The sequence below is a fragment of the Bowmanella dokdonensis genome, assembly GCF_017254865.1.
Lineage (GTDB): Bacteria > Pseudomonadota > Gammaproteobacteria > Enterobacterales > Alteromonadaceae > Bowmanella > Bowmanella dokdonensis.
Genome location: NZ_JAFKCV010000018.1, coordinates 48,392 through 61,465, shown reverse-complemented (window position 1 = coordinate 61,465; position 13,074 = coordinate 48,392). Strand labels below are relative to the sequence as shown.

General features: G+C 56.1%; 14 protein-coding genes. 11 read left to right on the top strand and 3 right to left on the bottom strand.

Translation table 11 applies throughout. From position 1 onward, the window contains the following. The first annotated feature begins 114 nt into the window (after positions 1-114). From nrdR to J0A66_RS19680, 8 genes are all read left to right on the top strand, one after another. Positions 115-564: a transcriptional regulator NrdR gene (gene nrdR, locus J0A66_RS19715; protein WP_206575578.1), complete on the top strand. Its 450-nt coding sequence runs from the start codon at positions 115-117 to the stop codon at positions 562-564. A gap of 270 nt (positions 565-834) precedes the next feature. After that, positions 835-1,947 (top strand): bifunctional diaminohydroxyphosphoribosylaminopyrimidine deaminase/5-amino-6-(5-phosphoribosylamino)uracil reductase RibD, encoded by a 1,113-nt coding sequence (ribD, locus tag J0A66_RS19710; RefSeq protein ID WP_206575577.1) that lies wholly within the window; start codon positions 835-837, stop codon positions 1,945-1,947. A 35-nt stretch (positions 1,948-1,982) separates the two neighbouring features. After that, positions 1,983-2,645, top strand: coding sequence for a riboflavin synthase (locus J0A66_RS19705; RefSeq protein WP_206575576.1), 663 nt, complete (start codon positions 1,983-1,985; stop codon positions 2,643-2,645). 83 nt (positions 2,646-2,728) lie between these two features. Beyond that, positions 2,729-3,835 (top strand): bifunctional 3,4-dihydroxy-2-butanone-4-phosphate synthase/GTP cyclohydrolase II, encoded by a 1,107-nt coding sequence (gene ribBA / locus J0A66_RS19700; protein WP_206575575.1) that lies wholly within the window; start codon positions 2,729-2,731, stop codon positions 3,833-3,835. Between the two features lie 172 nt (positions 3,836-4,007). Continuing rightward, complete coding sequence (ribH, locus tag J0A66_RS19695) at positions 4,008-4,481, top strand: 6,7-dimethyl-8-ribityllumazine synthase (RefSeq protein WP_206575574.1); 474 nt, start codon at positions 4,008-4,010, stop codon at positions 4,479-4,481. A gap of 4 nt (positions 4,482-4,485) precedes the next feature. Next, a complete protein-coding gene (gene nusB / locus J0A66_RS19690) occupies positions 4,486-4,908 on the top strand; it encodes a transcription antitermination factor NusB (protein WP_206575573.1) in 423 nt (140 codons plus the stop codon). A 6-nt stretch (positions 4,909-4,914) separates the two neighbouring features. Next, positions 4,915-5,877 carry a thiamine-phosphate kinase gene (thiL, locus tag J0A66_RS19685; RefSeq protein ID WP_206575572.1) on the top strand — a complete coding sequence of 321 codons (963 nt, stop codon included), beginning with the start codon at positions 4,915-4,917 and terminating at the stop codon, positions 5,875-5,877. Then, positions 5,840-6,367 (top strand): phosphatidylglycerophosphatase A family protein, encoded by a 528-nt coding sequence (locus J0A66_RS19680; protein ID WP_206575571.1) that lies wholly within the window; start codon positions 5,840-5,842, stop codon positions 6,365-6,367. Before thiL ends, J0A66_RS19680 begins: the two co-directional genes overlap by 38 nt. A gap of 36 nt (positions 6,368-6,403) precedes the next feature. Here the strand turns inward: J0A66_RS19680 and dxs are convergent, their stop codons facing one another. Genes dxs through xseB form a run of 3 tightly spaced genes read right to left on the bottom strand, consistent with a single transcriptional unit; the run spans position 6,404 to position 9,433 of the window. Further along, positions 6,404-8,275 (bottom strand): 1-deoxy-D-xylulose-5-phosphate synthase, encoded by a 1,872-nt coding sequence (dxs, locus tag J0A66_RS19675; protein WP_206575570.1) that lies wholly within the window; start codon positions 8,273-8,275, stop codon positions 6,404-6,406. Positions 8,276-8,290: 15 nt separating this feature from the next. Further along, a complete protein-coding gene (ispA, locus tag J0A66_RS19670) occupies positions 8,291-9,184 on the bottom strand; it encodes a (2E,6E)-farnesyl diphosphate synthase (protein WP_206575569.1) in 894 nt (297 codons plus the stop codon). Positions 9,185-9,187: 3 nt separating this feature from the next. Then, entirely contained in the window at positions 9,188-9,433 is a 246-nt protein-coding gene (gene xseB, locus J0A66_RS19665) for an exodeoxyribonuclease VII small subunit (RefSeq protein ID WP_206575568.1), read from the bottom strand. Positions 9,434-9,788: 355 nt separating this feature from the next. Here xseB and pomA point away from each other — a divergent pair, with 355 nt between their 5' ends. The 3 genes from pomA (at position 9,789) to thiI (ending at position 13,045) form a co-directional block, all read left to right on the top strand. After that, on the top strand, positions 9,789-10,553 hold the full coding sequence (gene pomA / locus J0A66_RS19660; protein ID WP_206575567.1) for a flagellar motor protein PomA: 765 nt from the start codon (positions 9,789-9,791) through the stop codon (positions 10,551-10,553). A gap of 7 nt (positions 10,554-10,560) precedes the next feature. Further along, positions 10,561-11,502, top strand: coding sequence for a flagellar motor protein MotB (locus J0A66_RS19655; RefSeq protein ID WP_206575566.1), 942 nt, complete (start codon positions 10,561-10,563; stop codon positions 11,500-11,502). A gap of 88 nt (positions 11,503-11,590) precedes the next feature. Next, the gene (thiI, locus tag J0A66_RS19650) at positions 11,591-13,045 is read left to right on the top strand and encodes a tRNA uracil 4-sulfurtransferase ThiI (RefSeq protein ID WP_206575565.1); all 1,455 of its coding nucleotides are present in this window, start codon (positions 11,591-11,593) and stop codon (positions 13,043-13,045) included. Positions 13,046-13,074: the final 29 nt, after the last annotated feature.

Sequence of the window (13,074 nt, the reverse complement as noted above, 5' to 3'; positions counted from 1 at the left end):
GTTCTCAAGAGGGTTTTTTTGATAGCTTATGCCCCAATTCAACCCGGTACAAGCGAGGCTTAATGCAAGCCCCCAATCCGGGAACTCGTTAGGATTCTCCTGTCTGGAGTGTGTATGTACTGTCCCTTTTGTTCTGAGCAGGAAACCAAGGTCATCGATTCGCGACTGGTTGCCGATGGTCATCAGATCCGTCGTCGCCGTGAATGTCTTAAATGTCATGAAAGATTTACAACGTTCGAGGCGGCAGAACTGGTAATGCCCCGAGTGATAAAGCGTGACGGCTCCCGTGAGCCTTTTAACGAGGACAAGCTGCGTGCCGGGTTGCAGCGGGCTCTGGAAAAACGCCCCGTCAGTACGGAGCAGGTGGAGAAATGCGTTAACCGGGTCAAATCCACTTTGCGCGCCACCGGCGAACGGGAAGTGGAGAGTCAGTACATAGGAAATGTGATCATGGACGCGCTCAAGGAACTGGATAAGGTGGCCTACGTGCGCTTCGCCTCAGTATACAGATCTTTCGAGGATATTCGTGAATTCGGCGAAGAGATCGCCCGCCTGGGAGATTAGAGCACCCAATGATTAGATTATGACCACCAGAGTCTGCCTAAAATCCGCTCAGCCAAGGCGCGGCTGTGTAGGAATATCGTCAATCTTTCAAGCAGCCGTAACGCCGGATGAGCGGATTTTAGGCGGCTCCCGAAGGGCGGGGCTGAAATTTCCCCAGACTGCCTCAGGCTTTTCAGGATTTAGCCCCACTAAACCCGTGAAAAGACCTGGATTGCCTGGAAAAATTTCAGCGTCCGCTGATGTTTATAATCTAATCATTGGGTGCTCTATATGACCAACTTCAGCCAGACCGATTATCGATGGATGGCCAGGGCCCTGCAACTGGCCCGGAACGGGCGCTTTACCACCAGCCCCAATCCCAACGTCGGCTGTGTGCTGACGGATTCAGCAGGCCATCTTATCGCGGAAGGCTGGCATCAACAGGCCGGGGGGCCCCACGCAGAGATCATTGCGCTGCGCCAGGCCGGCGACAAAGCCCGGGGTGCGGTAGCCTATGTGACCCTGGAGCCGTGCAGCCACTTTGGGCGCACCCCCCCCTGTGCCCAGGCATTGATTCAAGCCGGTGTAAAGCGGGTGGTGGCGGCCATGGCCGATCCCAATCCGCTGGTGGCCGGCCGTGGCCTTACCATGCTGACAGAGGCCGGTATCGAGGTTTCATCCGGGCTGATGTGCGAGCAGGCCCAGGCCATTAATCCGGGCTTTATCCGGCGCATGACCCAGGGGCGGCCCTTGGTTACCCTGAAACTGGCTGCCAGTCTCGACGGTAAAACGGCCATGGAAAACGGCCACAGCCGTTGGATCACAGGTGAAAAAGCCAGACTGGACGTGCAACGGCACCGGGCTGCCAGTTGTGCCATTCTGACCGGGTCAGGCACTGTGATGCTGGATGATCCGGCCCTCAATGTGAGGCTCAGTGAGCAACAACTGGGCCTCGACGGGCTGACCGTGCGCCAGCCCATGCGGGTGATAGTGGACAGCAGGAATCAGCTTAATCCTGATTACCGTTTATTTTCCCTTCCAGGGGAAATCCTGCTTGCCAATAAGCGGGTCAGCCCCCATCTCTTTGCCCGGCAGGTCAGACAATGGCATTGCACAGATCAGGGAAGTCGCGTAAACCTGGCAGCCCTGATGGATTTTCTCGGCAGTCTGGGCGTCAATAATCTGTGGGTGGAGTCTGGCGCCGCCCTGGCCGGGGCTCTACTGCAGCAGAAACTGGTGGACAAACTTGTCCTGTATCAGGCTCCTAAACTGATGGGTGATAAAGCCAAGGGCCTGGCGCTGATGCCCAGTCTCAGTCATATGGATGAGGCCATCGGACTTGATTGGCAGGATATCCGCATGGTCGGAGAGGATCTTCGCCTGACTGCCCGGGTATGTTATTGAATAGCGGTTCGACTGCTTAAACGAGAGAGGCAACAGTGTTTACAGGAATCATTCAGGCAGTGGGCGAGATCCGGTCCATGCAACCTACCGGCGGCGATATGCGTCTGACTGTGGGCACCGGCAAGTTGGATATGGGCGATGTGGCACTTGGCGACAGTATCGCCACCAATGGTGTCTGTCTGACTGTGGTGGAATTTTCTTCGTCTCACTTTGTGGCTGACCTTTCTGCCGAAACCTTACGTCGCTCTGGTTTTGCAGGATACCGGAGCGGTCATAAGGTCAATCTTGAGAAGGCCATGCTGGCCTCCACCCGCTTCGGCGGACATATTGTCAGCGGTCATGTGGACGGGATTGGCGAAGTCCTTTCAGTTCAAAGCAGTGCCCGGGCAGTGGAAATTTGGCTCAGGGCGCCGGATGAACTGGCCAGATACATTGCCGAGAAAGGCTCCATCACGGTAGATGGGGTCAGTCTGACGGTCAATGCCATAGACGGGGCCCGGTTCAAACTGACCCTGGTGCCTCATACCCTCAAGGAAACCAATATCGGCCTGTATCAAAGCGGCTCACAGGTTAATCTGGAGGTGGATCTGGTCGCCCGTTACCTGGAGCGTCTGTTGCTGGGCGATAAGGCAGCCGCCTCCGGTCAGAAAAGCAACATCGATATGGATTTTCTGGCCAGACAGGGCTATCTGAAATAGCCCACTTTAATCAGCATAAAAATAATAATCCTGGCCGGGCAAGTCCTGGCCGAACGACAAACGAAAACGGATAGAACAACCCTATGCCACTAAACAGTACCCGGGAAATCATCGAAGACATTCGTCAGGGCAAGATGGTTATCCTGATGGATGACGAAGACAGGGAAAACGAGGGCGACCTGATTATGGCCGCCGAACATGTGACGCCACAGGCAATTAATTTTATGGTCACCCATGCCAGAGGACTGGTTTGTCTGCCCATGACGGCAGAGCGCTGCCGTCGTCTGAACCTGCCTTTGATGGTCAACAACAATGGCGCGCAGTTTTCCACCAATTTTACCGTCTCCATCGAAGCGGCAAGCGGCGTGACCACCGGCATTTCGGCGGCGGACCGTGCCAGAACCATCTTGGCAGCAGTGGACAAGGATGCCAGAGCGGCGGATATCGTTCAGCCCGGCCATATTTTTCCACTGATCGCCAAGGAAGGTGGAGTGCTGAATCGCGCTGGCCATACCGAGGCTGGCGTCGATCTTGCCAGGCTGGCCGGTGCAGAGCCGGCGGCGGTGATAGTGGAAATTCTCAATGAAGATGGATCCATGGCGCGTCGCCCCGAGTTGGAAGCCTTTGCCACGCGGCACAATCTCAAGATCGGCACCATTGCCGATCTGATCGAATACCGTAACCTCAATGAGACGACCATAGAGAAAGTGGCCGAGTGCCGGCTGCCCACTGAGTTCGGTGAATTTGATCTCATTACCTTCAAGGATCAGATAGACAACCAGCTACACTTTGCCTTACGAAAAGGCGAAGTGCAGGCAGATACACCTACCCTGGTACGGGTGCATCTGCATGATACTTTCGGTGATCTGCTCACTTCCCAGCGTTCACTGGAGCGCAGTATGGGGTTGCATGAAGCCATGCAGAGAGTCGCCGCCGAAGGCGGGGTGCTGCTGATCCTGGGTAAGGAAGAGTCCAATGAAGATTTGATTGCCAAAGTCCGCCAGTTCGAGGCGGAAGACAAGGGACAGCAGCCACCGGGTGCCAGTTGGCAGGGGACCTCCCGCACTGTGGGGGTGGGATGTCAGATCCTGGCCACCCTGGGCGTCAGGAAGATGCGCCTGCTGAGCAAACCCAAGAAGTATCACGCCCTGTCAGGCTTCGGCCTGGAAGTGGTGGAATATGTGTCCTAACAAAGGACGGGTGACAAGTAACCAGTAAGTAACAAGTAACAACGTGGCGAGTAACAGGTAACGGGAACTTACTGTTCCCCTGTTGCCACATGTTACTCGTCATCTTATTAAGCCATTCACCTGTACAACGGCTGTGGTATCATACGCGCCGTTTTGACTGTAGGAATTGTGCATGAATATCATTGAAGGCAACCTGCGCGCCACGGGTAAGAAATTTGCCATTGTGGTCTCCAGGTTTAACAGCTTTGTGGTCGAGAGCCTGGTTGACGGGGCGCTGGACACACTGGAGCGGATAGGCGAGGTCAACGATCAGGATATCACCCTGGTGCGGGTACCAGGCGCTTATGAGCTACCAGTGGTGGCCAAGAAACTGGCTGAGAAAAAGCACTTCGATGCCATCATCGCCTTGGGCGCGGTCATTCGCGGTGGTACACCCCATTTCGATTTTGTTGCCGGTGAGTGCAACAAGGGACTGGCTCAGGTCTCCCTTGAATTTGGCATCCCTGTGGCATTTGGCGTCATCACTACCGACAATATCGAGCAGGCCATCGAACGCTCGGGCACCAAGGCCGGAAACAAAGGGGCTGAAGCAGCCATGGGCGCACTGGAAATGGTCAACGTGATTGATCAGCTTGAAGGGGTCTGACACAGTGAAACCCGCTTCCCGCCGTAAGGCTCGCGAACTGGCCCTGCAGGGGGTTTACTCCTGGCAGATGAGCAAGAACCCGGTCGAACAGATAGAGCTGCACCTGGCTACCAGCAGTGATATGAGTAAGGTCGACATGAGTTTCTTCCAGGAACTGCTGCGTTCGGTGGTCAAAGACAGTGCCAGACTGGACAGCAGCATCCGCCCTTATCTGGGACGATTGCCGGAAGAACTGGACCCGGTGGAAAAAGCCATCCTGCGCCTGGCGACCTATGAGCTTCTGGATCGCGTCGATGTGCCTTATAAGGTCGTTATCAACGAGGCCATTGAACTGGCCAAGTCCTTTGGCGCCGAAGAGAGCCATAAGTTTGTCAACGGGGTACTGGATAAAGCGGTACGTACCCTGCGTAAAAATGAACAATCCTGACCTGTTGTGAAAGAATTCGAACTGATCGACAAGTTTTTCCGTGTCAGAAGTCATCAGCGCCGGGATGTGCAAATCGGCATAGGCGATGACTGTGCGGTGGTGAACGTCCCCCAGGGCCAGTCCCTGGTGGTCACCACTGATACTCTGGTGTCCGGCGTGCACTTCCCTGAAAACACCCCGGCCCGGGCGGTGGCCCACAAAGCCGTGGCGGTCAACCTCAGTGATTTGGCGGCCATGGGAGCCGAACCCGCCTGGCTGAGCCTGTCTCTGTGTATCTCTGATGTGGATGAGAACTGGCTGGATGAGTTTTCCCTGGGCTTGCAGGAACTGACCGACTATTACTCTGTTCAGTTGATCGGCGGCGATACCGTTAAAGGTCCCCTGGCCGTAACCATTACTGCCCAGGGGTTCGTACCCAGGGATCAGGCCCTGACCCGATCCAGGGCCAGGCCAGGTGACTGGTTATATGTGACCGGGACCCTCGGCGACGCCGGACTGGGCCTGGATATGCATCAGGGTAGGGCAGACGTTGCCCCCAAACATCGCAATTTTCTTGGCAACCGCCTGAATTATCCGACGCCCCGGGTGTTGGTAGGAACCATCCTGCGTCGTATCGCCACCAGTTGTATCGATATCTCCGACGGCTTGATTTCAGATCTCGGCCATATCCTCACCTCCTCGGGCTGTGGTGCCCAACTGGCAGTCGACAAGCTGCCCCTGTCTGAAGCCATGCGCGATTCCGTCGGGGCAGAGCAAGCAATCCGCTATGCCCTGACAGCCGGGGATGACTATGAGCTGTTATTCACCGTCTCTGAAGAACAGAAAGGCAATCTGGATCTGGCCCTGACCAGTGCCAGCGTGTCGGCCACCTGTATTGGCCAGATAAACGGCGTGCAAGGTAAGCTGGAGCTGCGCCATGGCAAGGACAGGTATGAGTTTGAGGGACAGGGTTATCAGCACTTCAGTTGAGTCCTCGGCCGATCCGGTTGAGCTGCTGAGCCTGAAAAACCCGGTTCACTTTCTGGCACTTGGCTTTGGTTCGGGTCTGGCGCCCAAGGCCCCCGGCACTTTTGGCACCCTGGCAGCGCTGCCCCTTGTCTGGTTGCTCATCCAACCAGGTCTTTGGTTCTATCTTTGTCTGACCCTGATTGCCTGTCTGGCCGGTGCCTGGATTTGCGGTCATGCAGCAAGGGACATGGGAGTGCATGATCACGCCGCCATCGTCTGGGACGAAGTGGCTGGGATGCTGCTGACCATGTTTGCCGTGCCCCTGAACTGGTCAACCCTGCTGGTTGGCTTTGTACTGTTTCGCCTGCTCGATATCCTCAAACCCTGGCCTATCAGTTACCTCGACAAACATGTGCATGGCGGGGTGGGAATTATGGCTGACGATATACTGGCAGGCATACTGGCCTGCGTGGGGATGCACCTTCTGCTGGAGATGGGCTGGCTGACCTGACTTTTAAAGACGAGAAGGGGCCATGCAGCCCCTTTCTCATTTTATGCGCTCGTTAAAGGCGCTGATTTGTTGGCGGATACCGGCCGCATCTATCTTCAATTCTGCGTACATCTCGGCCTGGGTTCCCTGCATAATAAACTGATCCGGCAGTCCCAGTTTGAGCAGCCGGTTGTTCAGTTGCTGTTGATGCAGGGATTCGCCTACCGCACTACCGGCTCCCCCCATGATGGCGCCATCTTCCAGGCTGACCAGCAGCTCGTGGCTGCAGGCCAGCTCTTTGAGCAGGCCTTCATCCAGGGGTTTGACAAAGCGCATATCGACGACAGTCGCATTGATCTGTTCTGCAGCCTGTAGGGCTTCACCCAGCAGGGTGCCGAAATTCAGGATGGCAATATGAGCGCCCTCTCTCACGACCTTACCCTTGCCCAGTGGCAGTTCCTGCATTTCTTTCTGGATCTCTGCACCACAGCCCTGACCCCGCGGATAGCGCACCGCTGCCGGCTGATTGAGCTTGTGGCCGGTGAACAGCATCTGCCGGCATTGATTTTCATCACTGGGGGCCATAATCACCAGGTTGGGAATACAGCGCAGAAAGGGTATATCAAAGGCGCCCTGGTGAGTGGGACCATCGGCCCCCACTATGCCGGCCCGGTCGATGGCAAACAGCACCGGCAGGTTTTGCAGGGCCACATCGTGAATTAACTGGTCATAGGCCCGCTGCAGGAAGGTCGAGTAGATGGCCACCACGGCATTCATGCCATCCTTGGCCAGGCCGGCGGCAAAGGTCACAGCATGCTGTTCGGCAATTGCCACATCGAAATACTGTGCGGGGTATTCCTGTGAGAACCGTACCATGCCCGAGCCTTCGCGCATGGCCGGCGTCACCGCCATCAGTCTGGGGTCCTGGGCGGCCATATCGCACAACCAGTCGCCAAATACTTTGGAAAAAGTCGGCCCGCTGGCCTTAGACTTGGGCAGACAGCTGTCTTTGGGATTGAATTTTGGCACCGCATGGTAGTTTATGGGGTCTTTTTCCGCCAGCTCGTAGCCTTTCCCTTTCCTGGTCACCACATGGAGGATATGCGGACCTGACAACTTGCGCATATTGCGCAGGGTATCCACCACGGCGTTCACATCGTGGCCGTCGATAGGGCCGATATAGTTAAACCCCAGCTCCTCGAAGATGGTGCCGGGTACCACCATGCCTTTGATATGCTCTTCGGCGCGGCTGGCAAATTCCTTGATGGGCGGGACATTGGACAGCAGCTTCTTGCCGCCATCCCGGATGGAGTTGAAGAAACGGCCGGTCAGTAACCTGGCCAGGTGACTGTTCAGGGCGCCGACATTTTCCGAGATGGACATTTCGTTGTCGTTCAGTACCACCAGTAGATCTTTCTTGATATCGCCTGCATGATTCATGGCTTCGAAGGCCATCCCGGCGGTCATGGCACCATCGCCGATGACGGCCACTACCTTGCGGCCCTTGCCTTCCTGTTCGGCGGCAACCGCCATCCCCAGAGCGGCACTGATGGACGTCGATGAATGACCCACGGCAAAGGTATCGTAATCGCTCTCCGGCGGCCAGGGAAAGGGGTGCAGGCCGCCTTTCTGCCGAATACTGGGCATGCTGGCCCGTCGACCGGTCAGGATTTTATGGGGATAAGCCTGATGGCCCACATCCCAGATCAGGCGATCGAAAGGGGTTTGATAGACATAATGCAGAGCCACCGTCAGTTCTACGGTGCCAAGTCCTGAGGCGAAATGTCCGCTGCTCTGACTGACACTGGTGAGCAAATACTGGCGCAGTTCCTTGGCAAGCTGGCGTAATTTGTCCTGAGACAACTCGCGGAGCTGCTCGGGTGTGTCGGCCAGGGCCAATGTGGGGTAGTGTGCTAAATCCAGGCTCATGGGTCTTTATAATAGTTAATGGTTGCGATTAATGATGTAACCGGCAAATGATCGCAGAAAGCCGGTATTGTAGGGTAAAGGCTCAAGGGCTTGAAGTGCCTGATGATAAAGCTTGTCCGTCAGCGCCCTGGCCTGTTCGAGCCCGAGCAGGGCGGGATAGGTGCTTTTATGCAGCAATTGGTCCGAGCCCTGGCGTTTTCCCAGGGTCTGGGTGTCACTGGTCACATCCAGTATGTCGTCATGGACCTGGAAGGCAAGACCGATAGCGTTGGCATAGCTGTCCAGCTGTATCTTTTCTGCTTCTGTGGCAGCCGATAAACAACAGGCCATCTGCAGAGCGGCTTTCAGCAGCGCCCCTGTCTTGTGTGTATGTAATCTTTCCAGTTGTTCCAGACTGACCGCCTGATTGGTGGCGGCCAGATCCATGGCCTGGCCTCCGCACATCCCCCCATAGCCCGATGCCCGGCTCAGCAATCTGACCAAGGCAATCCGGCGATTTTCCAGCTTCGGCGCCATGGGATAACTGGCCAGCAATTCAAAAGCCAGGGTTTGCAGGGCGTCGCCGGCGAGCACGGCGGTGGCTTCATCGAAAGCTCTATGGCAGGTGGGCTGCCCGCGGCGTAAATCGTCATCATCCATGCAGGGCAGGTCGTCATGGACCAGCGAATAGGCATGAATGCATTCAAGGGCCATGGCGCTGGCATCCAGATCCTTCAGCGGGACATTCAGCATCTCACCGGTGGCATACAACAAACCGGGCCTGGCCCGCTTGCCGCCGATGAGCAGGGCATATTCCATGGCGGATTTAAGCCTCGGCGCCAGATCAGCCAGAGACTGTACCTGTTCGCTCAACAATCGGTTGATTCTGTTCTGATATTCAGCCAACTGGGTTGGCCATTGCTCGGCCATGGCTTACTCTTTGTCTTCGTCGAACGGGATCAGCTCCGCCTGGCCCTGCTGTTGAAGCAGGATGCGGACCTTTTGTTCGGCCTGACTGAGTTTGTGCTGACTTTGCTTGGTCAGTTGAATGCCGCGCTCGAACTTTTCCAGGGCCAGTTCCAGCGGCAGATCCCCTTTTTCCATCTGTTCGACAATGGCTTCGAGTTCGGCCAGCGACTCTTCAAAGGAGAGGTTTTCGGTTTTCTTTCGACTAGTCATAGAATGTGCTTCAGGGAGCCGTTTTGCTGCGCCCGTGATGGGCTTGGAAACAGGTTTTGCACCTTACCTGAGGCCCTGTAAGGGGTCAAACACTTTCGCCGGATGACAAAAAGCCACTTCAGAAAGCGCTGTAATCGTCGATAAATTGGTGAAATAACTCAGTCACTTAAACAATAAAAACGGCTGCGATAAGCTTAATGCCCAAGTATGATGTGAAAAATGATCAGATTCTTGTCAGTCTGTCTGGCGATCCGGTTGAACCTGAGCCGCTCAGGCAGGTCTATCGCGCGTTTGCCACAGGAATCAAACTGTCAGTGTTGGACCCGGTGAAGACCGGGGTTTTGGGGAGGAGAGTGTGGATTTAGCAACCCTGATCGGCATGCTGGGGGCCATCGGCTTTATTGTCATGTCCATGGTGCTTGGCGGCGATATCATGATGTTTGTCAACGTGCCGTCGATTCTGATTGTATTTGGCGGTTCCTTATTCGTGGTCATGTCCTCCTATACCCTGGGCCAGTTTTTCGGGGCAGGGAAAATAGCCGCCAAGGCGTTTATGTTCAAGATTGAACAGCCTGAGGAGTTGATTCAGAAAATAGTGGAAATGGCAGATGCCGCCCGGAAAGGGGGATTCCTGGCCCTCGAGGAGGCAGAGATTGGCAATCCCTTTATGCAAAAAGGGGTCGACATGCTGGTGGACGGTCATGATGTGGACGTGGTGCGCGCCACCCTGGCCAAAGACATCAATATGACCAGTGAGCGACATGAATTTGGCGCTTCAATATTCAAGGCACTGGGCGATGTGGCGCCTGCCATGGGGATGATCGGTACCCTGATTGGCCTGGTAGCCATGCTGTCGAACATGGACGACCCCAAGGCCATTGGGCCTGCCATGGCAGTGGCTTTGCTGACCACTTTGTACGGTGCTTTTTTTGCCAACGTGGTGGCTCTGCCCATTCAGCAGAAACTGGTCAACCGGGCGGGGCAGGAGAAACTCAACCAATCCCTGGTGCTCGACGGCATACTGGGCATTGCCGACGGCCAGAACCCCAGAGTAATTGAGGGCCTGCTGAAGAATTACCTGGCCGCCAACAAACGCGCCACCGGCGAGACCGAGGAGTAAGCAACCAATGTCAGACGAGCAGCAATGTCCAAAGTGCCCCTCAGGCCTGCCGGCCTGGATGGCGACATTTGCCGATCTGATGTCGTTGCTCATGTGTTTCTTTGTCTTGTTGCTGGCCTTTTCTGAGATGGATGTCCTCAAGTTCAAACAGATTGCCGGCTCCATGAAGTTTGCCTTCGGTGTGCAGAACAAGATTGAAGTCAAGGATATTCCCAAGGGCACCAGTGTGATTGCCATGGAATTCCGTCCTGGCCGGCCCGATCCCACTCCTATCGAGAATATCCAGCAGCAGACCATAGAGATGACCCAGCAGATGCTGGAATTCCAGGCCGGTGAGGAAGATTCGGCCGGCGGAAGGCAGAAACAGCGGGGTAACCAGCGGGGCGGCAAGTCGCAACAGACAGCGCAGGAAACGGCCGCCAGTGCTGCACAGGCCGCCGCCCAGCAACAGCAGACCAATGATCTGGTGAAAAAGATCGCCCAGCAACTGGAGAAGCAGATCCTCGATGGCGCCATTGAAATGGAGTCATTGGGCCAACAGATCACCATTCGGATCCGTGAAAACGGTTCATTCTCTGCGGGCTCCGCCTTCCTGCAGCCCCAGTTCGTTCCAGTCCTGCGTAAGGTCGGCAGCCTGCTGGCGGATATCCCGGGTAAAATTGAAGTGTCCGGCCACAGCGACAATCAGCAGGTTTCCAATGAACTCTATCGCTCAAACTGGGATCTTTCTGCCCAGCGGGCGGTGGCCGTAGCGGAGGCCATGCGCGGAGCAGAGGGCTTCGACGAATCCCGCATGTCGGTGGTGGGCAAGGCCGACAATGCGCCCCTGGCCCCCAACACCACAGCAGAAGGTCGCAGCCGCAACCGTCGTGTGGAAATTGCCATTAATCAGGGTGAGCCCATGCAGTCAGAACCCATTTCCATCGTCGAGCCCGAAGCCCAGCAATAACGGACGATCGCCCTGCGGCTCCCCAGGGCCTCCCCGGTCTGCTATAATCCCGCGCACTTTTTTCCCTGCAGGCCAGTCTAAGCTGCCCATGAAATATATCCTCAAACTGCACCCCGAAATTGCCATCAAGAGCGACTCGGTCCGACGTCGTTTTACCCGGATGTTGGAATCCAATGTGCGCAATATCTTCAAGGCCTATGAATTCAAGGTATCCGTCTGGAACCGTTGGGACAAACTGGTCCTGCAGGCCCGCACCGAAACGCCCGAGGACGACGCCCTGGTGGTGGACCAGCTAAGACGTATACCCGGTATCGAACAGTGCCTGCGGGTCCGGGAATCAGAGTACCAGGATCTGGATGATATCTATCAGCAGGTTCGTGCGGTCTGGGGAGACAAGTTAGCCGGGAAGCGCTTTGCGGTCAGGGTCCGCCGGCGCGGCAAGCATGATTTCACTTCAATGGATGTTGCCCGTTATGTGGGTGGCGGCCTGAACCAGCACTGCCAGACCGGTGGCGTGGACCTCAGCCAGCCGGAGGTGGTGGTCGAGTTGGAAGTGGACAAGGAACACCTGTTGATCATTGATGCACGCTTTCGTTGCCTGGGCGGCATGCCCTTGCCAACCCAGGAGGATGTGTTGTCACTAATCTCCGGCGGTTTCGATTCCGGGGTGGCCAGCTACCAGATGATCCGCCGTGGCGCCCGCACCCACTATTGCTTTTTCAACCTGGGCGGCCGTCAGCATGAAATTGGGGTCAAACAGGTGGCCTGTTACCTGTGGAGGCAATTCGGGGTTTCGCACCGGGTCAAGTTTGTTGGAGTGGATTTCGAGCCGGTAGTGGCGCAGATACTGGAGCGGGTCGACAACGGCCTGATGGGGGTGGTGCTTAAACGTCTGATGCTCAAAGCTGCCAGTATCGTGGCGGACAACCTGGCCATTTCCACCCTGGTCACGGGAGAGGCCATGGGCCAGGTGTCCAGTCAGACCCTGTCTAATCTGGCGGTCATCGATCGGGCCACCGACAAGCTGATGCTGCGGCCCCTTATTTGCTGGGACAAGTCGGACATTATTCAGCAAGCCAGACAGATAGGCACGGAAGATTTTGCCAAGAGTATGCCGGAGTATTGCGGGGTAATTTCGAAAAAGCCTACCGTCAAGGCCGATTTGGCTCTGGTAGAGCTGGAAGAGGCCAAACTGGATGAGGGACTGATCGAGACAGTGGTCAGGGCGGCCAATGTGCTGGATATCCGCCGTATCGCCCAGGAAGCTGACCAGGAGGTACAGGAAGTGGCTTCCAGTGATTCACTGCCTCCTGGGGCCATAGTGCTGGATATTCGCGGCCCGGAAGAGGAGGAGGAACAGCCGTTGGAGGTCAGCGGCCATGAAGTCAAGCATCTGCCCTTTTATAAGCTTTCAACCCAGTTTGCCGATCTGGATCCTCAGCAGCAGTATTATCTGTTCTGTGGCCGGGGCGTGATGAGCAAGATGCAAGCCCTGTTGTTGCATGAACAGGGGCACCAGAACGTGTGGGTGTACCGGCCCTAGGCCGGTGCAGGCCCCGCAGGGTGGCTTTT

Bases quoted from the DNA above. Each gene is read 5' to 3' on its own strand.
- nrdR (WP_206575578.1), top strand. From the start codon at position 115: ATGTACTGTCCCTTTTGTTCTGAGCAGGAAACCAAGGTCATCGATTCG.
- ribD (WP_206575577.1), top strand. From the start codon at position 835: ATGACCAACTTCAGCCAGACCGATTATCGATGGATGGCCAGGGCCCTG.
- ribBA (WP_206575575.1), top strand. From the start codon at position 2,729: ATGCCACTAAACAGTACCCGGGAAATCATCGAAGACATTCGTCAGGGC.
- ribH (WP_206575574.1), top strand. From the start codon at position 4,008: ATGAATATCATTGAAGGCAACCTGCGCGCCACGGGTAAGAAATTTGCC.
- J0A66_RS19680 (WP_206575571.1), top strand. From the start codon at position 5,840: ATGAGTTTGAGGGACAGGGTTATCAGCACTTCAGTTGAGTCCTCGGCC.
- dxs (WP_206575570.1), bottom strand. From the start codon at position 8,275: ATGAGCCTGGATTTAGCACACTACCCCACATTGGCCCTGGCCGACACA.
- ispA (WP_206575569.1), bottom strand. From the start codon at position 9,184: ATGGCCGAGCAATGGCCAACCCAGTTGGCTGAATATCAGAACAGAATC.
- xseB (WP_206575568.1), bottom strand. From the start codon at position 9,433: ATGACTAGTCGAAAGAAAACCGAAAACCTCTCCTTTGAAGAGTCGCTG.
- J0A66_RS19655 (WP_206575566.1), top strand. From the start codon at position 10,561: ATGTCAGACGAGCAGCAATGTCCAAAGTGCCCCTCAGGCCTGCCGGCC.
- thiI (WP_206575565.1), top strand. From the start codon at position 11,591: ATGAAATATATCCTCAAACTGCACCCCGAAATTGCCATCAAGAGCGAC.